18 protein-coding genes, 1 tRNA gene and 2 pseudogenes are annotated in these 23,563 nt (G+C 58.9%); 5 read left to right on the top strand and 16 right to left on the bottom strand.

Annotated features, from left to right (window positions below):
• Positions 1–100: 100 nt before the first annotated feature.
• The 16 genes and pseudogenes from AC1AWK_RS07010 to AC1AWK_RS06935 form a co-directional block, all read right to left on the bottom strand.
• Positions 101–1,099, bottom strand: a complete 999-nt coding sequence (locus tag AC1AWK_RS07010; protein WP_476569296.1) for an ABC transporter permease — start codon at positions 1,097–1,099, stop codon at positions 101–103.
• A gap of 182 nt (positions 1,100–1,281) precedes the next feature.
• Positions 1,282–2,286: pseudogene (locus AC1AWK_RS07005) on the bottom strand (ATP-binding cassette domain-containing protein); the annotation flags it as partial.
• Positions 2,287–2,495: 209 nt separating this feature from the next.
• Complete coding sequence (locus AC1AWK_RS07000; protein ID WP_476569686.1) at positions 2,496–2,780, bottom strand: TrmH family RNA methyltransferase; 285 nt, start codon at positions 2,778–2,780, stop codon at positions 2,496–2,498.
• Positions 2,781–2,833: 53 nt separating this feature from the next.
• Positions 2,834–3,302: pseudogene (locus AC1AWK_RS06995) on the bottom strand (RNA methyltransferase); the annotation flags it as partial.
• The gene (locus AC1AWK_RS06990) at positions 3,295–3,990 is read right to left on the bottom strand and encodes a type I phosphoribosyltransferase (protein WP_476569294.1); all 696 of its coding nucleotides are present in this window, start codon (positions 3,988–3,990) and stop codon (positions 3,295–3,297) included. The pseudogene AC1AWK_RS06995 and the gene AC1AWK_RS06990, both read right to left, overlap by 8 nt.
• A gap of 35 nt (positions 3,991–4,025) precedes the next feature.
• Entirely contained in the window at positions 4,026–5,390 is a 1,365-nt protein-coding gene (locus tag AC1AWK_RS06985) for a DNA recombination protein RmuC (protein ID WP_476569293.1), read from the bottom strand.
• 150 nt (positions 5,391–5,540) lie between these two features.
• On the bottom strand, positions 5,541–8,210 hold the full coding sequence (clpB, locus tag AC1AWK_RS06980; protein WP_476569291.1) for an ATP-dependent chaperone ClpB: 2,670 nt from the start codon (positions 8,208–8,210) through the stop codon (positions 5,541–5,543).
• Between the two features lie 219 nt (positions 8,211–8,429).
• Positions 8,430–9,248 carry a fumarylacetoacetate hydrolase family protein gene (locus AC1AWK_RS06975; RefSeq protein ID WP_476569289.1) on the bottom strand — a complete coding sequence of 273 codons (819 nt, stop codon included), beginning with the start codon at positions 9,246–9,248 and terminating at the stop codon, positions 8,430–8,432.
• Between the two features lie 21 nt (positions 9,249–9,269).
• Complete coding sequence (locus AC1AWK_RS06970) at positions 9,270–10,079, bottom strand: YggS family pyridoxal phosphate-dependent enzyme (protein WP_476569287.1); 810 nt, start codon at positions 10,077–10,079, stop codon at positions 9,270–9,272.
• Positions 10,080–10,151: 72 nt separating this feature from the next.
• Positions 10,152–11,246 (bottom strand): glutamate--tRNA ligase family protein, encoded by a 1,095-nt coding sequence (locus AC1AWK_RS06965; RefSeq protein ID WP_476569285.1) that lies wholly within the window; start codon positions 11,244–11,246, stop codon positions 10,152–10,154.
• Positions 11,243–12,325, bottom strand: coding sequence for a DUF3152 domain-containing protein (locus AC1AWK_RS06960; RefSeq protein WP_476569284.1), 1,083 nt, complete (start codon positions 12,323–12,325; stop codon positions 11,243–11,245). Before AC1AWK_RS06960 ends, AC1AWK_RS06965 begins: the two co-directional genes overlap by 4 nt.
• Before the next feature lie 76 nt (positions 12,326–12,401).
• A complete protein-coding gene (locus tag AC1AWK_RS06955; RefSeq protein WP_476569684.1) occupies positions 12,402–13,136 on the bottom strand; it encodes an MIP/aquaporin family protein in 735 nt (244 codons plus the stop codon).
• Between the two features lie 230 nt (positions 13,137–13,366).
• Entirely contained in the window at positions 13,367–15,289 is a 1,923-nt protein-coding gene (locus AC1AWK_RS06950) for a hypothetical protein (protein WP_476569282.1), read from the bottom strand.
• Positions 15,290–15,342: 53 nt separating this feature from the next.
• Positions 15,343–18,234, bottom strand: a complete 2,892-nt coding sequence (locus AC1AWK_RS06945; RefSeq protein ID WP_476569281.1) for a bacterial Ig-like domain-containing protein — start codon at positions 18,232–18,234, stop codon at positions 15,343–15,345.
• 371 nt (positions 18,235–18,605) lie between these two features.
• Complete coding sequence (locus AC1AWK_RS06940) at positions 18,606–19,655, bottom strand: LacI family DNA-binding transcriptional regulator (RefSeq protein ID WP_476569279.1); 1,050 nt, start codon at positions 19,653–19,655, stop codon at positions 18,606–18,608.
• Between the two features lie 91 nt (positions 19,656–19,746).
• Complete coding sequence (locus AC1AWK_RS06935) at positions 19,747–20,760, bottom strand: ribose-phosphate diphosphokinase (RefSeq protein WP_476569278.1); 1,014 nt, start codon at positions 20,758–20,760, stop codon at positions 19,747–19,749.
• Positions 20,761–21,196: 436 nt separating this feature from the next.
• Between AC1AWK_RS06935 and rpsF the strand changes: the two genes are divergently transcribed.
• The 5 genes from rpsF to AC1AWK_RS06910 all read left to right on the top strand — a co-directional run bounded on the left by rpsF (position 21,197) and on the right by AC1AWK_RS06910 (position 23,485).
• Positions 21,197–21,493 (top strand): 30S ribosomal protein S6, encoded by a 297-nt coding sequence (gene rpsF / locus AC1AWK_RS06930; protein ID WP_476569276.1) that lies wholly within the window; start codon positions 21,197–21,199, stop codon positions 21,491–21,493.
• A gap of 44 nt (positions 21,494–21,537) precedes the next feature.
• Positions 21,538–22,164, top strand: coding sequence for a single-stranded DNA-binding protein (ssb, locus tag AC1AWK_RS06925; protein WP_476569274.1), 627 nt, complete (start codon positions 21,538–21,540; stop codon positions 22,162–22,164).
• A gap of 49 nt (positions 22,165–22,213) precedes the next feature.
• Positions 22,214–22,462, top strand: a complete 249-nt coding sequence (gene rpsR / locus AC1AWK_RS06920; protein WP_476569272.1) for a 30S ribosomal protein S18 — start codon at positions 22,214–22,216, stop codon at positions 22,460–22,462.
• 19 nt (positions 22,463–22,481) lie between these two features.
• Entirely contained in the window at positions 22,482–22,928 is a 447-nt protein-coding gene (gene rplI / locus AC1AWK_RS06915; RefSeq protein ID WP_476569270.1) for a 50S ribosomal protein L9, read from the top strand.
• 483 nt (positions 22,929–23,411) lie between these two features.
• A tRNA-Lys gene (locus AC1AWK_RS06910) sits at positions 23,412–23,485 on the top strand.
• Positions 23,486–23,563 lie beyond the last annotated feature (78 nt).

Here is a 23,563-nt window from a genome sequence, read left to right as displayed (position 1 = left end):
CGACCAGCAGGGGCGACCATGCCGGCCCCGCCACACTAAGCTCGCAGCGATGCCTCTGCCGTCGCTGGGCACCATGATTGCACGTCGCCGCCACACGTCACTAGTGCACGTCGCTACGCTTGGTCACCACCACGCCGGCGAACAAGGATACCGCCGCCCACACCAGTACGATCAGCCCCGACTGCCACCAAGTTGGATCAAAGTACGAACCGTCACGTAACGTTACCGAACCAACGCTTACACCCGTATTTGCCGAACCTGTCAGGAAGTTCGAAACCGCCTGGCTGGGCAGGCAATTCGTAATGCCACGAATCCATGCCCAATCCTCATTCAGCGTCAATAAACCCATAATGGCTGGAGCGATCATATACAACCCGATGAACGCAAACACACCACCCGGCGTAGAACGACACACCGCGCCCAAACCAAAAGCAACCAACGCCACGCACGCACACATCATCGGTGCGCCGAGCACGGCGATCCATGGCAAGCCCCACTGGTCGGACGGCAACGGTTGGACATGCTGGTCACGCAACACCATAAGTACCGCGGCATACGACAGCAGCACCGCCACTAACGACGTCACCAGTGTCAGTATCGCCACCACCACCGCCTTCGCCATCACATACCGTCCACGGCGCGGGTTCACCATGAGGCCAACCCGAATCACGCCCTGCGCGTACTCCGAGCCGATGAACATAATGGAGAATACCGCTACGGCGAACACCGCCGTCGATAGAAAGCCAGTCACCGACAACCATTGCGCGACACCGGAAATCGTCATCGGCCCCTGCGGCAGATCAGTCGTGGATGTCGCGGCCGATCCCAGAGCGCTGCTCCCGCCTGGCCTATGGGCGGCAACCTCCATCTGGGCGACCAGAATATAACCCCACGCTGCCAACGCTGCGCCGCCAACCGCCAACACCACATCAATGGCGAGCATCCACCACGTCGAGCGCAGGCTTGTCGCCTTCACCATCTCCGCCAGCACACAGCCCGACCATCGTATGCGAGGCCGTGCCCGGCGAGCGGACTTCACACCATTCTGCTGGGCCGCGCGACGGGCGCGGCCACGTCCCATGTTCTGTGATTCACTCATTGTTCCACTCCCTGACCAGTTTCCACCGAAGCTCGTTCCCTCGATGGTGAAGAAGGCGGAGCGGGGGGCATTGACAGTGGGCGTCCACCGGCACGCGCATTGCTCGTCATACTACTGGACGTCTGCCTAGACGCATGGGCGCCCACAGCATCCGACGCTTCATCCGGTGCGGCAACCGACCCATTAGACGCCCTACCTCTATTAGGTTCATCGGCACGCAACCCGCTAAATGCATCGCTCGGAATATCCACAGTCAATGACACCGACGAATACTGCGTCTGCTCATGCGTCAGCTCCATGTAAGCCTCCTCCAACGATGCACGTTCCTCAACCAGCTCGTACACCACCAGCCCAGCCTGGGCAAACACTCGAGACGCCCTGCACATATCTGCACCTCGGATTCTGAACACATGACCATCCCGAGGATCATACGTCTGCCGCGGCAGTGCTTCGATGGACACCTGCGGCGACTTAGAGAATATAGCGTGCAGCAACTCCGGCTGCGGTGTGACAATACGCGAAGTGTGCCGCGAATGCTGAGCGACAAATCGGGAGACCGTCGTGCGTTCCAAAATCGTGCCGCGCCCGATAATCACCAAATCATCGGCCGTAAGCGCCACTTCACTCATCACATGGGAACTCAGTAACACCGCACGCCCCAACGAGGCGTAATACCGACACAACTCCCTCACCCATTTAACCCCTTCGGCATCCAAACCATTCACGGGCTCGTCCAGCACGAGATGACGGGGATTCCCCAGTAACGCCGCCGCAATGCTTAGGCGCTGATTCATACCCAAAGAAAACGTACCGACCCGGCGTTTCGCCACACCTCCCAATCCAGTAAGTTCCAGCACTTCACCTACTCGACGCCGAGGCAATCCATTCATCAAAGCCAGCGATTCGAGATGCGCGTAAGCGGTACGTCCAGGATGCGCGGACCTGGGATCAAGCACCGCTCCCACTACGGTCATCGGCGAACGCAGTGATACCAGTGGCTTGCCATCGAATACTGCGCGCCCCGACTCTGGAGCAAACAAACCCATCAACGCACGCATGGTGGTGGATTTGCCTGCACCATTGGGACCAAGGAAGCCCGTCACGCGGCCATCCAATGCGGTAAAGCTCACGTCGTTCAACACCGTAGACTCACCGAAATGATGGGTGAGATTGTCAATCTCAATCATGCTGTCAGCATAGCGCAAGATGCTTGTAACGCATGTATGCCCTGCGTGTGCCGTCCATCGAGAACCAGCGATCAAGATTCGCCGATACCCACGTCCGTCACAACCACCGATTGAAGCCCGTCGGTCATCGTGCGCCAATCGTGGCGCACACAATCAAGGTCAGCCGATCGAGACCTGCACCTAAGGCCTGGCTATCGAGGTCTGAACGCTTATCGCGGCAATGCCGCCCGTTGCGCAATCCACGCGTGCATCGCCACCGCCGCAGCAGCACCCGCATTAATGGATCGCACCGAACCAAACTGGCTGATGTACACCACGTCATCCGCCAGCTGCAATGCGGTTTCGCTCAATCCGGGACCTTCCGCACCAAACAGCATCAAACACCGTTGTGGGAATCGGTAGGTTTCCAACGGCACGGCCCCTGGCACGATATCAAGCGCGATAATGCGCGCCTGCGACCATTCTTCCACGGCCTGCCGCGCCTGTTCCTCCATCGCGCAATCGCCGCGTTGCGCCGCATCCTGCATCCGACGTTGAGCCGCGTCCACTTCGCTGGCGCACCGGACCCGCCACTGCTCCACCAACGCGGCGATGGAGGGATGGTGCTCGACATGCTGGTATAGCTCGGTCATCAACGCGCCCTTGCGGTTCCACTTATGCGGACCGACAATATGTACGGTATGAGCGGTGAACGCATTGGCCGTACGCACCATGGAGCCAATATTGAAATCGTGCGTCCAGTTTTCCACCGCCACCTCAAAACCATGACGTCCACGACGGTCCAAATCGTCGCGAATTGCCTGTACCGTCCAGTAGCGATACCGATCCAGTACATTGCGCCGATCGCCTTCATCAAGCAGTACCGGATCATAGCGTTCATCGTAGTTGTCGGACCGAGAATCGTCCGGACGCGGTTCACCGGGGTGCGTGCATTCCCATGGCCCTACGCCAACTTCGCGGAATATCGGCTCACCGGAAGCTTTCGCTGCCGCCGTAATGGGATTGGGCTCACGCATCGCTACCTGCATCGACGTCGGTCTTTGCGCGAAGCTCCGACTCCTGAAACACGCAGATGAATGGCACCTGCGACGATGCTTCGGTAACCGGATTCACCACAGTGATGTGATCCTGCGTGGCATCCAGTCCACCGATCAGCGACGCAATGGCCACCACGCTCGCCCCCTGCGCCTGCACGACGCCAAAGTCAAGGTTCAACTCGTTGCCATTGCGCAATGTGACCAATGACGATGTTTGCACATATGACTTTTCGGAGAGCCAGGCATCCACCAACAGCACTCGTTTGCCGGCAATCGAGGGTCCCTTGGTCGAAGGGTATACGAAGTCCATCAGAAAGCCGTCCAAGTCCTCACCCCGCGAGGCCGCGGCATGTACCAACGCGGATACCACTGGCACGGCGGCTGCGGTGAGTGCGCCCACCGCATCGAAGTCATCGACCGAATACCCCTGTTCCTCCAAGGTATCCAACAGGAGATGACCCATGACGCCGGCACCACGATGGTCCATCGTCACGCCGAATAATTCGCTGAAAGGCTTTCCTTCGAGCTCCGTGGCCAACAAACTTCGCAATTGCTCCCGCGGTTCGAGCATAGCGAATGCCACCTGTGTGTTTGATGCTGCATGCGAAGCTGTCGGGGTGCCGTCTCGACGCACACCCGTGGGACGAAAAGTCTGCTCTTCTACCATGTGACTCAGCCTACCGTAACCACTACCGAGCCAAGCTAGCGCAGGCCAGCAAGCGCATCCTGCGCCGCCGCACCGCCGCTGCGATCACCATCTTCATCGGCAATAGATTGGGTCAGCTCGGGCGCTTGCAGCGACCGAATCGCATGCTTGTCGCCCTCCAGCAACTCCACTTGGCCGATAACCTTGCTGGGATCCATTTTCTGTAGTTTGCGAGCCGTCACCAACAAACGAGATTCCAGCGATGACGCGAACTGGTTGTACGCGGTCACCGTGCGGCCCAGCGACGAACCAAGCTTGACGGCATTCTCGCCCAGCTTGGCGAAGCGTTCATACAACTCACGCGACAAGTCGAACAACTGCCTGGCATCATCGGTCATGCTTTGTTGCTGCCACGCATACGCCACCGATTTGAGCACCGCCCACAACGTCACCGGCGAGGTCAGCGCCACTTTATGTGCGAAAGCATCATCCATCAGCGTGGGGTCGACCTGCAGCGCGGCTTGCAGCAACGCCTCATTGGGAATGAAGGCAATGACGAAATCGGGCGCCGTAGCAAACGCCTGCCAGTATGCCCTATCCGACAATGTCTTCACATGCTCGCGCAACGCCTTGGCATGCGCCTGGAGCAGGCTGGCACGCTGACGAAGCTCCTCTTCGCTCCCCGTTTCCGCGATGCTGCACGCACGCTGATAGTCCGCATACGGCACCTTGGCGTCGATAGGAATGCTTTTGCCGCCCGGCAAATGCACCACCATATCCGGGCGAAGCTGACGCCCGTCAGCCTGCACCACCACCTGCGTATCAAAGTCCACATGCTCCAACAACCCTGCGGACTCCACGATATTGCGCAACTGCGCCTCGCCCCATGCGCCGCGCACCTTATTGTCCCGCAAGGCTGCCGACAGGGACATTGTTTCCCTATCCAACCGGGACTGCTGCTCGCTCAGCCCCTTGAGCTGCGCGCCCAACTGGCCCATTTCGAGTTTGCGTCCCTCCTCGATTTGCGTCACCTTCTGCTGCAAGGCATCAAGATTCTTCTGCACGGGCGCCAATGCCGCCAACACCTTGCCCTGCTCACGCAACGACTGCTCCTGCTCCACCCGACGACGCTCCGCCTGCTCGGCTTCTCGCTCACGTTCGCGCTGCACACGCTGTGCCTCCTCCTGCCGCACGCGTTCCAACTGCTCTGCAGTGAACGATAACTGACGCTCCAACCCGTCGACCTGGGAACGACTTGTCGCCAGTTCCTGACGCAATTCCAATTCCAACCGACGAGCACGATCCTGCTCGGCCCGCAACTGCGACGCCCCTTGCGAGCGCCCCATCAACACACCCGCGACAACGGCGAGTGCCGCCACAACCAGTATCACGACGATGAACACCACGACATTATCGAACATATGTTCTATTACAATGCAGGGTGTGGACGATGAAACGCCGTCGGCCATAGATACCCCGGCCGACCCGCCGCCAGCCGCCGCAACGAACGGGCGGTGTGCGCCGGCAGAGCGTAGCCCCAACCAGCGCACACCGCCTTAGATCGCCCGACATTACCGCGTTTGGGATACCGAGGATTCTTCGGGAGCCGCGACCGACCCGCCGCCTGCCGCGCCATGTTCGGCCTCGCGAGCCTGCGCGCGCAGCGTCAGCCGTTCGCCACCGTCATAGCCCACCGATACATGGTCACCGTCATGCACGCCGCCACCCAGTAGCATCCGTGCCAGCCGGTCGCCGACCTCACGCTGCACCAACCGCCGCAGGGGACGCGCGCCATAGGCCGGATCGTATCCGGTGTCCGCTAGCCATTGGCGGGCGCTATCGCTCACCTCCAGCACTATGCGGCGCTCCGCCAAACGTTCGCCTACCTGCGCCACTTGAATGTTCACGATGTCGCCCAGCTCCTCGCGCGTCAACGGGTGGAATACCACCAGTTCGTCCAGTCGGTTGATGAACTCCGGCTTGAACTGCATGTGCACCGCATCCATCACCGCCTTGGTCTTCGCCTGCGCATCCATACTCGGATCCACCAGGAACTGCGAACCCAAATTCGATGTCATGATGAGAATGGTGTTCTTGAAGTCCACGGTACGCCCCTGCCCATCGGTCAGCCTACCGTCATCCAACACCTGCAACAGCACATCGAACACTTCGGGATGCGCTTTTTCCACCTCATCGAACAACACCACCGAGTAAGGACGGCGCCGCACAGCCTCGGTGAGTTGCCCACCCTCCTCATAACCGACATACCCAGGCGCGGCACCGATCAACCGAGATACCGACGCCTTATCCATATATTCGCTCATATCGATGCGCACCATGGCACGCTCGTCATCGAAGAGGAAATCCGCCAGCGCCTTGGCCAGTTCCGTCTTGCCCACGCCCGTAGGGCCAAGGAATAGGAACGAACCGGTAGGCCTATTAGGGTCGGCGATGCCGGCACGCGAACGACGCACCGCATCGCTCACCGCCTGGATGGCTTCGCGCTGTCCAATAACCCTCTTGGCAAGGTAATCTTCCATGGCCAGCAGTTTGTCGTTCTCGCCCTGCATCAAGCGCCCCACGGGAATACCGGTCCATTCGGAGACAATACCCGCCACCGAATCGGCATCCACGTGGTCGGGCACCATCGGCTCCACCGCTTCGGCTTCCTGGGAATCACCCTCACGCTGCGCCTGCTCCAACTCCTTTTCGATTGCCGGAATCTCACCGTACAGAATGCGGCTGGCTTTCTCCAGATCACCTTCACGGGTGGCTTTGTCGGCCTCCACACGTTTGGCATCCAATGCCACACGCAGATCGCCTACCTTATTATGCCCGGCCTTTTCCGACTCCCATCGAGCCTGCAGGCCGGCAAGCCGCTCGCGCGTACTCGCCACATCGGACTGCAGCTTCTCCAAACGGTCGCGCGAAGCGGGATCCTCCGCCTTCGACAGCTGCATCTCCTCCATCTCCAAGCGCGTGACCTTACGGCGCAATGCATCGATTTCCTCAGGGCTGGAATCAAGCTCCATACGCAGATGGGCCGCCGCCTCGTCCACCAAATCGATGGCCTTGTCCGGCAATTGACGACCGGAAATATACCGGTTGCTCAACGTGGCGGCCGCGACCAAGGCATCGTCGCCGATGGTGACCTTGTGGTGCGCCTCGTAGCGTTCCTTCAGACCACGTAGGATGGCGATGGTGTCCTCCACGCTCGGCTCGCCCACGAACACCTGCTGGAAACGACGCTCCAACGCCGGATCCTTCTCCACGTTTTCTCGATACTCATCCAACGTGGTGGCGCCGATCAGCCGCAGCTCGCCGCGCGCCAGCATGGGCTTGAGCATATTGCCCGCGTCCATGGAGCCCTCGGCCGCGCCCGCCCCGACAATGGTGTGGATCTCATCGATGAAGGTGATGATCTGTCCATCGGACTGCTTGATGTCGCCCAGCACGCTTTTGAGGCGCTCTTCGAACTCGCCGCGATACTTGCTGCCGGCGACCATCGAACCCAGGTCAAGGCTGATCACCCGCTTGTTTTGCAGCGTCGACGGTACATCGCCGGCCACAATGCGCTGCGCCAATCCTTCCACCACTGCGGTTTTGCCCACGCCCGGCTCGCCGATCAGCACGGGGTTGTTCTTGGTGCGCCGCGACAGAATCTGAATCACCCGTCGAATTTCCTCATCGCGGCCAATCACCGGATCGAGCTTGCCTTCCTTGGCGGCGGCCGTCAGATCCGTGGAAAACTTCTCCAACGCCTTATACGCACCTTCCGCGTCCGGACTGGTGACTTTCGCACTGCCCCGCACCGATGGGATGGCTTTGGCGAGGGTTTCGGCAGTGACGCCACTGGACCGCAGCAAATCCGCGACTTCGCTGGGAGCGGCCTTGGCCAACCCCATCAACAGATGTTCGGTGGAGACATACTCGTCGCCCATATCCCGCATGGCCTCTTCGGCGCTCACCAATGCGGCGGAGAGCTGCCTACTGGCCTGCGGCTGCATGGTGCTTGACCCTGCGGCGCTGGGCAGCGCCACCAACGCATTGCGCGCGCGGGCTCCAATGGCCTGCGGATCGGCGCCCGCAGCCTGGATCAATGCCGGAACCACACCGTTGCTTTGCCGCAGCAACGCATCCAGCAAATGCCACGGTTCGACTTGGGCGTTGCCGGCAGCGGCGGCGCTGCTTACGGCGTCGGCAATGGCTTCCTGCGCCATGGTGGTGAATTGTTGTTCCATATCATCCTCCGTTACCGCCCCCGATCATCAGGGGCATGTCCGTCATCTGTTATGAACAACATCCATATTAGCCACCTTATTCCCAAAAGTTGAGTGCACCACACTCAACTTTTGCAACAGCTACGAAAAACGCCGTACCAGCGGGGATGCATACCCTTTCGATACGGCGTTTCCGACAGTCCACCGACCATAGCCAGCGACAACCATTCCGCAAAAGACTCAGCGATCGGCCACCACCACATTGCGCAGCTCGCCAATACCTTCCACGCACACCACGGCCTCATCACCGGGACGCAAACGCCCCGTGGCATGCGGCGTGCCGGTCATGATGACATCCCCTGGCAGCAGCGTGGCAAAGCTGGAAATCGCGGCAATCTGCTCGGGAATGCCATGAATGAGATTCGCCGTCGAACCACTGGCGTCCTCGACTTTGCTGCCATTGAGACGGAAGCCAATCTTCGCGTCACGCCAATTCAGGTCGGTCTCAATCCACGGCCCGAGCGGACATGCCGTATCAAATCCCTTGGCACGCGTCCACGTCGGATCATTATCCTGCACATCACGCAGCGTCACATCATTGACGCAGGTAAAGCCCAGCACATACTCCATCGCCTGGTCCACCGACACATGCTTGGCGATACGACCGATCACCACCGCCACCTCGGGCTCGAAATTCATATTCTGCGAGCACGCGGGCAGCACAATCGCATCATCGGGGCCAATCACGCTGGTGCTCGGCTTGCTGAAAATCACCATATCCTCAGGCGCATGCGGCGAATCGCCATGCCCCTGCTCGAACATGTGCTGCGCATGCGCCTCGTAATTGCGGGCCAAACCGTACACCTTGGAAGGTATCACCGGAGCCAGCAGCCGCACACCATCAGCGTCCAGCGCATACCGCTTCCCCGTTGGCTGCACCTGCTGCCCGCTCAACGGGTAGCCGTCCAGCTCCACCAGATAATCCTTGCCATCCTGCTCGTCGGTTTGCACAAAGGCGTACCGCGGCATGTCATCATATGAAAAACGTGCGATTCTCATGAGGCTCAGTGTATCGCCAGCCTACCGATATTCGCGAGCGCCAAATATTGCCGTACCGATACGTACCATGGTGGAACCTTCGGCAATGGCCCACGCCAGATCGGATGACATGCCCATCGATAGTTCGGTGCAATCCTGGGTACCGACCGCCCCCGACGCCATAATGCGTTCGCGCAGCTGGCGCAACCGAGCAAAACCACCACGCACCATACGCTCGTCGTCCGTATGGGCACCCACGGTCATCAACCCGATCAGATGAATCCCATCCAGCATGCCGATATGCTGCGCGATATCCAATGCCATATCGGGAGCACACCCGGATTTGCTTTCTTCGCCGGATTCATTGACCTCCAGCATGACGTTGACGGTGATGCCGCGCATCACGGCACGACTGGCCAGACGCTGCGCCAACTGCGCGCTGTCCACGGACTGCACCGTCGATACAACCGGCAACACTTTGTTGATTTTATTCGCCTGCAATTGGCCAATGAGCTGATAGGACACCTGCGATCCCCAATCCAACCCCCGCTCCTCGCAGGCCTGACGCAACGCTTCGGCTTTCGCAACGACTTCCTGCGGACGGTTTTCTCCCAATACACGAATACCCGCATCCACAGCCGCCATAATCTCCCCGACGTTGCGCGTTTTACTCGCGGCCAGCAGCGTCACATCCTGCGCCGAACGACCTGATTCCTGCGCGGCGAGCGCCACAGTTTCGCGCACGCGGCTCACATTGTCCGCAATGGTCCGGGCACGTTCCACAGTTACTTCGCTGACGGCGAGACGTTCGGCAAGATTCTGTACCGTCGTGTGTTCGCTGGCTACCGCCACTTGTCTACCTCCTGACCGCCGTGGGCATACGTCTACGGCATACCCGACACTCCGCCTTCGCTTTATCGCCGATTACATCTCCAACAGACGACACACCGCGTCGTCCAGTACCCGGTCATCACGCCGGGCACGCACCCGATCCCATGAAAATCGCGCGATGACTTCATCCAACGACATGGCTTGCGGCAACTGCCCCTCATCCATAAGCCCCAGCAGCCATGCACACGCGCCGAGCACGCGTTCCGGGCTCACGCCCCGCTCGCGCAACTGGCCCATGTCGACGTCACGGTTGCGTTTCGCCAGCCGCCGGCCGTCCCGATCGTCAATCAACGGGATATGCGCCGCGCGAGGCCGCCACACCGTAGGCGCCAATGCATCGCACAATCTGTCCGGGATCTCACCGTCAGACCGCTCTCCAGCGGCATCACCAACGACTGGCGCGATCCGCCACCCACCGGCGCGCAAACACTCCCGCAACCATTGCTGCACGGCAAACGCGTTGAGCAGGTCACGTCCGCGCACAATATCCGTAACGCCCATATCCAGATCGTCCACGACCACGGCAAGATGATAGGCCACGATTCCATCCGAACGGCGCAGCACCACATCGCCTACCGCCGCCGGCATGTCTACCGCGATTGACCCGAACACCACATCCGTAAACCGCATCACCGCACGACTGTCATCAGGTTCCGGCACGGCAAGCCGCCACGCACATCGCGGTTCAACCTCAGCCCGTTCCCACACGCGACTCCCCAACCGCAGGGCACGACAACGACAGGTTCCCGGATACACCACCGCACCGTCACCCTCCTGTGGCGCACTAGCGGCTCGAATATCCGCCCGCGAACACCAGCAGGGATACAGCAACGGCATATCGGCGTCCAGCATACCGGTACATTCGCGTACACACGCAAGCGCTTCGGCATAACGCTCCCCACGCTGCGACTGATACATGGGCTCGCCTTGCCATTCAAGGCCCAACCACGCCAAATCATCCATAATCCACGCATCGGCATCGCGCACGGCACGCGGACCATCCACATCCTCGATACGCAGCACCATCGATTCACCGCGTTCGTGGGCAGACAACCACGCCGCCAGCATCGCCACCATATTGCCCACATGCATCCGCCCCGACGGCGTGGGCGCGAACCTACCCGTCATGACGCGATCCACAACTCCTCGTCCAACGGCCATTCCTGCGGCGTGCAACCACGCAAATCCATGGACTGCTCCTGCATCAACGGCGCGGGATTGCCCGCTCCCGAACACACTTGTTCATTATCGTAATGCCCGAGCCTGTGCCCAACCTCATGATTGATGACCATTTGGCGATATCGCGCCAACGTGCCGCCCGCCGAAAACCACGCCTGCACGCCGCCATTCCACCGCTTCACATTGATGATGACATCATCGCCCACCCGGCAGCTGTATTCGGCCGAACACCCTTGGGCGAACGAAGTCATATATTCCGGCGCCGACAGCACCAGATGCATGTCGCAGGATTGCCCTTCGCCGGCCTGCACGAACGTCGCGCCTGCGCGAGCCCACCCGCGCGGATCGTTGAGCGTGCGGTATACAGTTGCCGCAAAAGCCGACGTATCGCCCACATTCCCCTTGGTCATGACGCAATAGGTGTACTGCACAGGTGTCCGTCCCGAAGCCACGGCCGTTTGCCGGGCCTTCGACAAGATAGCTGCGCGGGTCGCATCATCCAAAGGGGCGCCCAAGTCTTGCAAGGCCTTGTCTGCCGTGGCATCGACATTACCCGTAGCACCTTCACGCTCCTGGATGCTATCGGCCGATGCGCTCCCCTGCGAACCGTCGTCCTGCGCCTCGGACCGCCTGCCCTCCTGCTTGTCCGAAGACCGCCCATCGCCAGACCGCGTATCAGCTTGCCCACCGGCCTTATGGGAAGACTTGGCATCACCGGTCGCCTCTTGCGTCACAGCAGTCGGGCGCGCCTGAACCGGCTCGCCACCAAATCCAAACAACCGCATGCCCCCGAAGCATATGCCAGCAATGACGCACACGGCAACCACCAGCACCACCAGACGCCGAATCGCATACGTGCGAGCACTAATCCGCCTACCTCGAGCCGGACGCATAGCCGCCACCACATCATGCCATATCCGCGTGCACCACCGCGCTACACCTCGCCCCCAATGCCGCAGACGACGGCGCAACCACCGAACCATGCGGCGTCGCCCCCGCGCGTCCTGCCACCAATGCGGTCTGCCCATACTCGCTCCTTAGCAATAAGCGGCTGGTCGTCCATCGGTCAACCAGCCGCTTCCATCATAAACTGCACACGTTGTCTTACACGGCAAACACCAAGTGATAAATACCCACGCCCACAATCGCACCTGCAATCGGGGCCACCACCGGAATCCACGCCTCATGCCAACGAGACGAACCCTTGTTGGGAATCGGTAGCAAGGCATGCAGCAGTCGCGGCATCAAATCACGAGCAGGATTCAGACCAGGGCCAGTCGGGCCACCCATAGACGTAACCAGGCCCCACACCACGAAGCCAACCACCATGGCCGCCGCAGCGGGAGTCTTCTCGCCCCACGGCATGGTCAGACAGCACAGCGCCGCAAGCACCAGCACCAACGTCCCGAAGAACTCGTTGACGAAGTAGTTCAGCTTGTCGTTCTCCGCATCGGTCGTGCAAAACGTCGCCAAAATCGCGTCCCGCTCTTCAGTATCGCGATAATGCGGATAGTAGGTGACATATACAATCAGCTGCCCAACCAACGCGCCCAGCAGCTGCGCAACGATGTACGGCAAGACTTCGTTCCACGGGAACATACCGTTAATGGCCTGCGCCAAGGTCATGGCGGGGTTGATATGCGCACCGGACACCGCTCCGAACATCAACACGGGGAACATAACGCCAAAACCGTAGCCCATGGCGATCGTCAGCCATCCGGCATGATGGCCCTTGGTGTTCTTCAATTCCACATTCGCCACCGCGCCGTTGCCGAACACCAGCAGCAATGCCGTGCCGACGAATTCGGCGGCGAGTTTGGTCATCAGTGAGTAATCCACAGTATTCTTCGCTCTCTTCCACAACGTGTTGTTTGGCGTGACGATCATCCGGCACCAGCGCGCAATGTTTACGACCTGTGCGCACCGTCCGACCGATCTTGCCTCCACCGTAACGCATAACCCCTACCAGCGCCTCGCGCACAGACACACTTGCCCCGCAAAACATACAAAAACCGCCGAAACCCGATCCACTCCTCGGGCTTCGGCGGCAGTCCTCTACGATGGCCGTATCAGGCGACCTTGGTGATCTTCAGCACCGCAGCACTGTAATCATCCATGGAAATGCCATCAAAGGTGAAGCTACCTCCAGCTTGGACGGTAAATGTTTGTGCCGCAACGCTGCTTGCATTGTCGGCGTTCGCATTCACCATGGCTTCCACCTGATAGGTGCCGGCCTGCTTAGCCGTGACGGTCACACTGCGTGTAGCCGCAGAACCGGCCCCTCCATTGTAGTAATCGCGCCACATCAATCCCATCGTCACATCGGGATTATTAGTTTCCAACGTAGTGAGAGTCATGTTGGCGTCGTTACTGGCCATGTGCAGATTGCGGGTGGTTTGCGCACCGACGGGCTGCGACGACCACAGATTCTGCTCATAGGCGTTGAAGATCTGCAGCAGACTCTTCACGGTCTTCTTCATATCCTTGGTCAGTGCCTGCATTTCTCCGAAGGAGTACAGACCAAACCCGATGCCGCCGCGCGCCAAAGTATCCAAAATATCACTTTGCGTATTCGGCCCGCGATCCCAGCTCACTCCGATTTCGGACGGGAACAAGCCCGGCAGTTCCTGTGCCACTGCAGAGATGTCATGATCGGAAGAACCATAGTAGCTGTCGACGTTGGCACGAATCCCCTCGGTGCCGCCGTAATACATCGGGGCGATGAGATCCAGACCGGCGTCCCGGTAGAAGTTCAGATCCTGTCCACCGGAGATGTTGCCACCCAGCTTGTCCACGTCACTGGACTGGAAGTTGGTGGTCAGCACCTTGTACGGATCCTCGGCACGCATGGCCGCGACCATCGTCTGCCACACGCCGAGTCCCAGGTCCTTGCGGAACTGCGTGTAGTTCGTGCTGCCGGTCTTCTCCTGCCACAGCTTGTACATCGCCTGATAGTAAGGATTCGCCGTATTCAAATTGTCACGGTAGTTGTAATCGGTACCACCGCAGACACCCTCTTCGTTGCCCACCTGATAGCCGATGACTTCCTTGCTGTCACGGTAATGCTTGGCGATGGTGCTCAAAGCGGTCATCAGCTGCTTGTGAATGGTGGGCTGCCAATACTCCGGATATAATTCCGGGGTCGCCGAGTTATCGTTCTTTGCATCCGTGTACTCCTTGACAGTGCGATCATTGCCGTTGCCCCACTGGATGCCATAGCTGAAGTTACCTTCATCGGCCAGGTTGTACACGGTTTTCTTGGTCTGACTTGCCTCGTCGGCCGGATATCCATCGGGGCGGTATCCCGTCTCATAGGACGGCATGTTCACCTGCACATGGAAGAACAGCACCCAGAATACCTTCAAGCCGGCCTCGCCAGCCCATTTGGCCAAATCATCCATAACGGAGAAATCAAACTTCGGGTTATTCGGATCGGTGGTGCGATCCCACTCCGCCCAGTTCACCGTAATCTGCACGGTGTTCAAACCATAGTCCTGCTTCATCTGACGGAACAGCTCCTTCATACCGGCTTCGTAATTGCCGTCCTTGTAGAACGGGCTTTGCTTCGCCGTTACGCACGAAAACAGCTTATCGCTTCGATGCTCATATACGCCGCCGCAGGAGCGGCTGTCCCAGAAACCGGTTTCCGAAGCCATGGGCAGGAATGGCTGCTCTTTGCCACTCGCATCCTTGACCATGAAGGCAATCTTGTCGTTGTCCAAGCGAACAATCGCCGAATTGGTATCCGTCGATTGGAATTGGTCCGGTGTCAGCACCGTGGCCTGCTGCGGCGCATGCAAATCCAATACGCCCGTATCCAGCAACGCCTGCTTGTCTTTGGCCAGCACTTCATCCGCGGTCATCGGCTGTCCGCTTGTCACATCGGCGATGGCCGAGGGACCGCTAACCAACGCCAATACCGACATGGCCGCCACCGCGGCGGTGGCTATGGCGCGCCAGCCCCGGCGAGCACCTTGCATTGTGGTTGTCATCTGTTCAAACTCCTTATTATCTGTCGGCCCATCAACTACTGCACGCCGCATCATCATTCGGCCTTACGGCGGGCCAGAATGGCACTGCCACCCAGGAACCCCAATATCGCCAATCCGGCAATGATGGCCACTGAAGCACCAGTGCGCGCTACGGTGGTATTAGGTTTCTTGGCCTCCGACTTGTCCGTATTATTCACAGGCTTTTCGGCGGGGGCTTGAGGCTCTTCTGGCGACGGCGTATTATCAGGCTTTTGCGTGCCGCCTTGCCATACCGCATAGAACGTCACATTGCCCGCAGGCAGCGGCTGCATACTTGCAGGCGCATATACCATGCCCGTACCATCCGCATTGGCACTCCAACCAGCCAGCGTGCGGCCAGCGTAGGTAAATGCCGAAGCGTCCGGCAGCGTAAACATAGAGCCCGTCTCGCCCTGCACCTTATCCGCATTACCAACACCACCATTGGCGTCAAAGGTCACCGTGGAGGGATCCGCCTTCCACTGCGCGTATAGTACAGACGATTCAGTGTCCGACTGCCATACGATGGTGTCGCCGCTCTGATACTGAGCACCAGTGCCGTCCGCCTTCGTGTTCCAACCGGCAAACGTATAGCCCGCACGCACCGGAGCGACATTGGTCACCGTTTGCGACCACATGGTCGCGGCACCAACGGTCGTAGGCACATATCCCGATCCTGCAGGCACGCCGGTGGCTCGAACCGTGCTGTCCGCATCATTGCCGTCATACCGCAAGGAGTGACCGGGGCTGGACTGCGCAGCCTCCTGAATATCGCCCGGCAGTTGATCGGCAGCAACGCCCAACGCCTCGGCCAGTGTCGCAGCGCCAGACCAGCTCCACGATACTGCACGCTGGTATGTGGGAGAGCCATTCAACGCAATCTGATCACCCACAGTGCTGCCCGAAGGCTTGGTCACGCCATCACCATTGACGAAGATGGTTTGCACACCGCCGGATGCACGGTAACTCGGGCTTGCGGAGAAAGCACGATATCCAAGATGCAGCGACCCGACGGATCCCGGCAGCGTCACATGATGCAATGCCCCTTCGGTCCCAAACTTTTGACGGAATGCCTGTTCCCCAATAGTTACCGCATGAGCAGACTCAGGGAAGGACACCGTGGCCAACGTAGCCACCGTTTGCGCATCCTGGCGGAACGAAGATCCGCCGAGCACCAAGTCGTATACCTGTTCGGGGAACACCACGGTCTTCAACGCCGTGGCGCCATGGGAAGCATACTGGAAGAATGCCGATTTGCCTACGGTGAGCGTATCCAACGTTTGCGGGAATGTCACAGACGTCAACGTAGGCGAACTCTCCTGCGCCAACGCACGATCCTCTACGGTCACATCCAATACCGATCCGGCGTGCTCCGCAAACGTCAGGGAAGTCAAACCAGCGCTAGCAACATTCTTGGCAATAGTCACCGTATTGGCGTTGGCTACCTTAGTCAGGTCCACCGTCGCCGCCCCCTGCTTGACGGTTACCACACCGTCGCCGCTTGACTGTGTCAGATCAGTGATGGTGTACACACCTTGAGGCTCCACCACCGAAACATCGAAGCTAGCCGTCGCCTTTGGATTAGCCTTGAGCGTCACCGTGACGGTCTGCTTGCCTGCACGTGACCCATCGAATCCTGAGATCGTGTACTCGCTTCCGGGCACCACTCCCTGGTAATTGCCTTTTGTGTCATAGCCGGCAACCACCAGCCCGCGTACGTTCAGGTCACGACCCACGCGAATCGTGGAACGTTCCGGAAGCGACGCAATCACAAGCTTGGCAATACGCGAATAGTCCTGGGGCTCCACCACCGTCACACTGGTTGTTGCGCTCAATTCCGGCTTGGCGGCATAGGATACAGTCACGTCCTTCTTGCCGGCCGAGGAGGTGTCGACAGGCGACAGCGTCCACTCGTTGTCAGCGGCGCGGAACGTCGTTCCATCACTCATGACCTTGCGCACGGCAAAACCAGATTGCTTGACCGTTTCCCCTACGGTGTAGGTATCCTTCACGGCGGATGCCACTATGCCGGTGACTTCATTTGCCGGCGCGGTTCGGGTCAACGAGAAATCATCAAACGCAACCCATCCGCCCTTTGTCTTCATAGTGACGTTGAAACCCAAGGCGATGGATCCGCCGCCCCAATAGAATCGAGTAGACGCCTCATCCCATTGTTCACCACCGGCCAAGTTGACATCATGCGTCCAGCCAGTGAATTTCCCTGACACCTTGCCTTGTTTCGTCGGCTTGGCATATATTGTTCCCGATGCCTCACCTGCGTTGCCTTCAGCATACCCCTTGAACTCATACCATCCCTTGGGCAGATTACCCACCGTCTGCTCCGCACTTGCCTGGGTCAAATGTTCCTTGTCCCAAAAATTGAACCCATAAGAGCCCTCATGCGCATTGCTTTTTTGCACGCCATTGGTGTTCTGTCCCACGACATTTGCTCCGCTCCCAACGGCATACGTGACATCCCAGCCCTGCGGAGTACCGCTTTCAAAGCTTCCGTTCGTCAGCATGTTGTCGCTTGGCACCTTGGTATCCACCACTGCCACGGAGAACGTAGTGGTTATCTTGGCGTCCGTGACGAGGCTCACCGTTATCCTCGATGAACCGGGCGTGTTCGAGTTGAATCCCGACAGGGTGTACTCCTCGGATTGCAGCTTCTGCTTGCCGCCGTCCGCCTTCACACCATTGATGACCAATCCAGACGAATCAAACGCCGACCCTACCGCATAGATAGTGGTCGTCGGCATGGAGGCCACTTCGAGAGCGGTGTACTCAGAGGCTGCGGTTGCGGCTGACACCACACGCTGCATGCCCTCCGTAATCGGCGCCGCTTGAGCCCACACCGTTCCGCCACCAATGATTAACGCGCAGGCAATCGCGCCACCCGCCAACTGTTTTCTTACCCTTTTGCTCAACTGTATCTCCTCATCGAGTGTTCATCGATACTTCAGCGCCTTCAACGTTGATAGGCATACCGCTTATGAAGAACTTGCATTTTGCATGCCTCCATATTGGTACACTGGTGTATCATACACCATGCGCAATGCTGCTGCAATATGAAACATATTTCGCCGAGCCATACTTCACAGCGCCCCGACACTATGCAACACGTCTTCCCCCAACGCATTCGAACGCCACTCCCACTTCACCCCAGCCGACAACCAGCCCGCGTGTTGCCTATTTTATACAATATGTCAATATCACCAATGCCAACTACCCCAAAAGCACAGAAAAATATACATACCGTCTAGCAACATGGGCAGTATTTGCCTGCCCAACCCCGCCTTCACCGATCAGTCGCCACAGCCCCAACACTCTCGCGCTCTACCAACGAGGGTTTCACCACGATGTGTTCCGGCTCGGAAAACCAATACCGCTCCGACTGCGGCTCATCCATCCGCCGGCGCATCAGCGCATACGCCCTATCGGCCAAGATATCGATATGCTGGTCAACCGTCGCCAGCGTCGGAGCCAACCCCAACCGCCGATGAATGACATTGTCGTATCCAATCACGGAACAATCACACGGTACCGACACACCACGCTGCACGAAACGCATCATGCACCCCAACGCCATCAAATCGTTGCAGCAAAACACCGCAGTCGCACCATGCTCCACCAGGCGGTCGGCCGCAGCAAAACCACTATCAAAACGATAGTCGCCCACAATATCCAGTTCAGGATCCAGGGCCAATCCCGCCGAGCGCAGTGCCCCGAGGAAACCTTCACGTCGGTCACTCGCACTGTTGGACAAATCAGCCGCAGAAATGCAGGCGACACGTCGATGCCCCTGCTGCAGCAGCGCATTTCCAGCCAACATGCCGCCACGATAATTGTCCGATCCCACGGTATCGCACCACCGGACATCCAATAAACGATCCACTACCGTCACCGGACAACTCATCCGCAACACATCATCCCGCAACACATCCACCATCCCAGTGGATTCGCGGGCGGGAATCAACATCAAACCATCAACCCCACGCGATTCCAAGCGCTCCAGCAAAGCATGCTCACGGTCACGACCATCATCAGAGTTCGCCACGATCAGGGAATACCCATCCGCACGGCATCTCTCGTCCAACGCTTTGGCGAATGCAGCAAAAAACATGTTTTCGATATCGGGCACCACCAACGCCACCAGCATCGACCGACGGGTCACCAGACTGCGAGCATTCTGATTCGGCACATAATGCAATGACTCAGCCGCCTGAAGAATCTGCCGACGACGCGCTTCGCTCAAACGGTTCGGTTTACCATTGAGTACCAGCGATACCGCAGCCACCGAAACCCCAGCGACAGCGGCGACGTCCTTCAGCGTCACACGATGCGACATCCCCTCAGCCCTCCTTGCTCACGCCATATCCGGACAACGCTATCCGAACTCCCGCATGCCAGACAAGACACACGGGTTAAGCGCTTGACTTCTAGGCATAGATATTACGCGGTTTCATATCTTCCGGCAAACCGTTGAGCAAAGTCGAAACCGACCCGGACTCAAACACGCTACGGATGCCCGCCGCCAACAGCGGCGCCACCGACAATACCGTCATGTTGGGCAAGCGCTTCTCTTGCGGCACCGGAACAGTGTCCATCAGCACAATCTCGCGCACATCGCAGGAGTGCAAACGTTCAATCGCCGGTCCGGACAGCAAACCATGCGTCGCCACCAGCGTCACACTACGCGCACCAGCGCCATGCAGCGTGCGCACCGCCTCACAAATCGTGCCGGCGGTATCAATCATGTCGTCAACCACAATGCAATCACGCCCGGCGACATCGCCGATAATGCCGTGAGCCTCGGCATGGTTGGGACGCGTGATGTCACGGCTCTTATGAATAAACGCCAACGGCAGACCGCCCAACTTGGCCGCCCACTGTTCAGAAACCTTAATACGGCCGGCATCAGGAGACACCATCGTGGCCTGTTCCAGCGGCATAGTGGTACGCACATAATCCAACAACACCGGCATCGCGGTGAGATGGTCAACCGGGCCATTAAAGAAGCCCTGCTCTTGGGCGGCATGCAAGTCCACCGTCATCATGCGGTCAGCGCCGGCCGTACGGAACAAGTCAAACGCCAAACGCGCCGTAATCGGCTCGCGCCCCTGATGCTTCTTATCCTGACGCGAATAGCCCATAAACGGCGCCACTACGGTAATGGAACGAGCCGAAGCACGCTTGAGCGAATCAATCATGATGAGCTGTTCCATTATCCACGTATTGATCGGCTCAGTATGCGACTGCATAACGAATACGTCTGCACCACGCACCGGCTCGGTGAAACGAATATACATCTCACCATTGGCGAAATCATAGGCGGTGGTCTCCAAAATGGTAGTGCCTAGGCACTGCGCCGTCTCCTCTGCCTGCTGAGGGTATGCGCGCCCCGTGACCAACGCCAGACGCTTATCCGGAGTGCCTTCAAGAATAGCCGACATCTATACGCCTTTCACCTAGGTCACGCATACGTGATGGACGCATACGCATCGGACGCATGCCAGCCCGCCACACCACATGCCGTTCAGGCTGCACACAAACTTCTGCCACCAATATAACAGCGACATGGCATAGCGCCGCGCACGGTGTGCCACATCCCGACCAAGCTCCCACATGCCAATTCCAAATGTTCGCGCACCCGATTGCGATGCCACTGATACGCAGCACCGCAAGCACCAAGCTCCTGCTCAAAATCGTTGTCGAAAGCTCCGCCCAGGCCATCGTCATAAACTCGCGCCACCCCGCCAAGAAACACATCGCTAAAGTCCCCGCCACAGCGTATTCTGGTCAAGTTGTGTCGGTTCCAACCGGCACACGCGTATACACACTCCTGCTGCGGAACGTCCGCAGCCGTCTTAAGTCCGAAGGAGGTGGGTGATGTCTGCGCATAAGTACGAACTGATGTTCATTGCCGATCCTGAGCTGGATGAGCGTGGTCTGAAGAAGCTGACCGAGCAGTATCTGGAGCTCGTCACCAAGGAAAGCGGTTCCGTCGACAACATCGATATTTGGGGTCGTCGCAAGCTGGCCTATGAGATCGCCGGCAAGACCGAAGGCAACTACGTGGTGGTCAACTTCGCGTGCGAGCCCGCGACCTGCGATGAGCTCGACCGCGTGCTGAACCTCAACGAATCCGTGATCCGCACGAAGATTCTTCGCAAGGACGCCAAGTAAGTCGTAATAACAGCCACAGCTGTGTGGAGTAAGAAGGTAACGTCATGGCAGTGCCTACCATCACCATCATCGGCAATTTGGGCACCGATCCCGAGTTGCGCACTGGAGCGAGCGGCAATGCGTACGTTCGCGTGTTTGTCATTGCCTCGTCCCGTCAGCGCAACCGTCAGACGGGCGAATGGGAGGATGGCGACCACGTTGCCATCGGCGGCGTCGCGTTCGGCGATTTGGCGCAGCACATCAGCCAGAGCCTGTCCAAGGGCATGCGCGTGATCGTGCAGGGACGTCTGCGTGAAAGCCGTCCCAACCCGACCCAGCCCGATGCCCGCGGTTCGATCGAACTGCTCATCGACGACATGGGTCCGGCATTGAGCAACGCCACCGCGCAAGTTACCAAGGTCACCGGCGGTTTCGCCGGCAACCCGAACAATCGTGGCGGTTTCGCCGGAGCCCCGTCCAATGACGGTTTCGGCGGCGGATACCAAGGCGGTGCGGCAGCGTATACCGGCGGTGCCGGATACCAACAGCCCGCGCAGCCGTCAGCGCCTGCCGCGCCTATGGCGGCGCCTGCGGCAGATCCGTGGAATACCGCAGCCCCTGCCGGTGATGAATTCACCACGTTTGGCGGCACCAGCGATTTCGGTGGCGGTTCCGACGAACCGGAATTCTAAACCGTTTCCATACAGTCTGTAGCAATCATCAGTGTTAAGGAGAACACCCATGTCACGTAAAAGGCCGCAACCACCGGTCAAGCCGTTTAAGAAGAAGCCGAATCCGTTGAAGACCGCCAAGGTCACCGAGATCGATTACAAGGACGTGGCTTTGCTGCGCAAGTTCATCTCGGACCGCGGCAAGATCCGCTCCCGCCGCATCACGGGCGTGAGCGTCCAGGAACAGCGCGAGCTCGCCAAGGCCATTAAGAACGCCCGCGAGATGGCTCTGTTGCCGTACGCCACCACGGGTCGCTGAGCACAAGGAGGATATCGACATGGCTGAAACCAAGGTTATTCTCACCAAGACCGTTAGCAACCTGGGTCATTCCGGCGACGTGGTGAGCGTCAAGTCCGGTTATGCCCGCAACTACCTGATTCCGCAGGGCATGGCGTTCGCTTGGTCCAAGGGCGCTGCCGCTCAGATCGAAGCGATGCGTCGCGCGCGTCTGGCCAAGGCCGTCGCCACCCGTGAGGATGCGGTAGCCGCCAAGGGTGTCATCGAAGGCACCGTCGTGGAAATCGCCGCTAAGGTCTCCGAGTCCGGCAAGCTGTTCGGCGGCATCTCCGCCGATGCCATTGCTTCCGCTCTGGAAAGCAAGGCTGCCGTTGATCCGAAGGCGATCAAGGTCGAGACCATCAAGACCACGGGTGAATTCCCGGCTACGGTGGCTCTGCACCCGGAGATCACCGCTTCCTTCACCGTGAAGGTCGTGGCTGAGTAATTCGGCACAGGTATGCAGTTGGCTGCGTACCCACTCCAGACATTCCCATGTCTGAGCTTAAGCGCCGGAGGCTTCCCGCACTGCGGGGAGCCTCTTGTCATACGTGGAGTTATGCGTGCCGGGCCGAGGCGGAACTTGACGTAGTCACTATGAGTCGATGCACACGCTGATGCATGCCGATACTTAGCGATGTACACGGCGACACCGCCATGCTTGATATGCGCCACCATACGTACGATATCCGCTAGTCTCCACCAGCATATGCGTCCACTCTATCGCCAAGGCACGCCGATTCGCCAATCCGGTTGATCTGCGGTGCCACGCACAGTCATACACTTAACATGCCGCCAACACAGTGCATGGATATGCACCCTGCTTCACGCATAACGTACCCACGCATACAAGGCCCACGTGCGACACGCCGATTCTTGCGTTCAAGCAAGTTTTGAGTATAGTAATCACTCGGCTCAAGAAATGACCAACGCCCCTTTAGCTCAGTTGGTTAGAGCAGCTGACTCTTAATCAGCGTGTCCAGGGTTCGAGTCCCTGAGGGGGCACTTGTCAGAAGTCTCGTTCGAGTAATCGATCGAGACTTTTTCTGTATATGACGTCAAATGAGACGGCAAAGAAGTCAC

The sequence above is a fragment of the Bifidobacterium sp. LH_491 genome (assembly GCF_056356495.1).
Note: the sequence above shows the minus strand (reverse complement) of the source record. Positions and strands in the feature narration are given on the sequence as shown.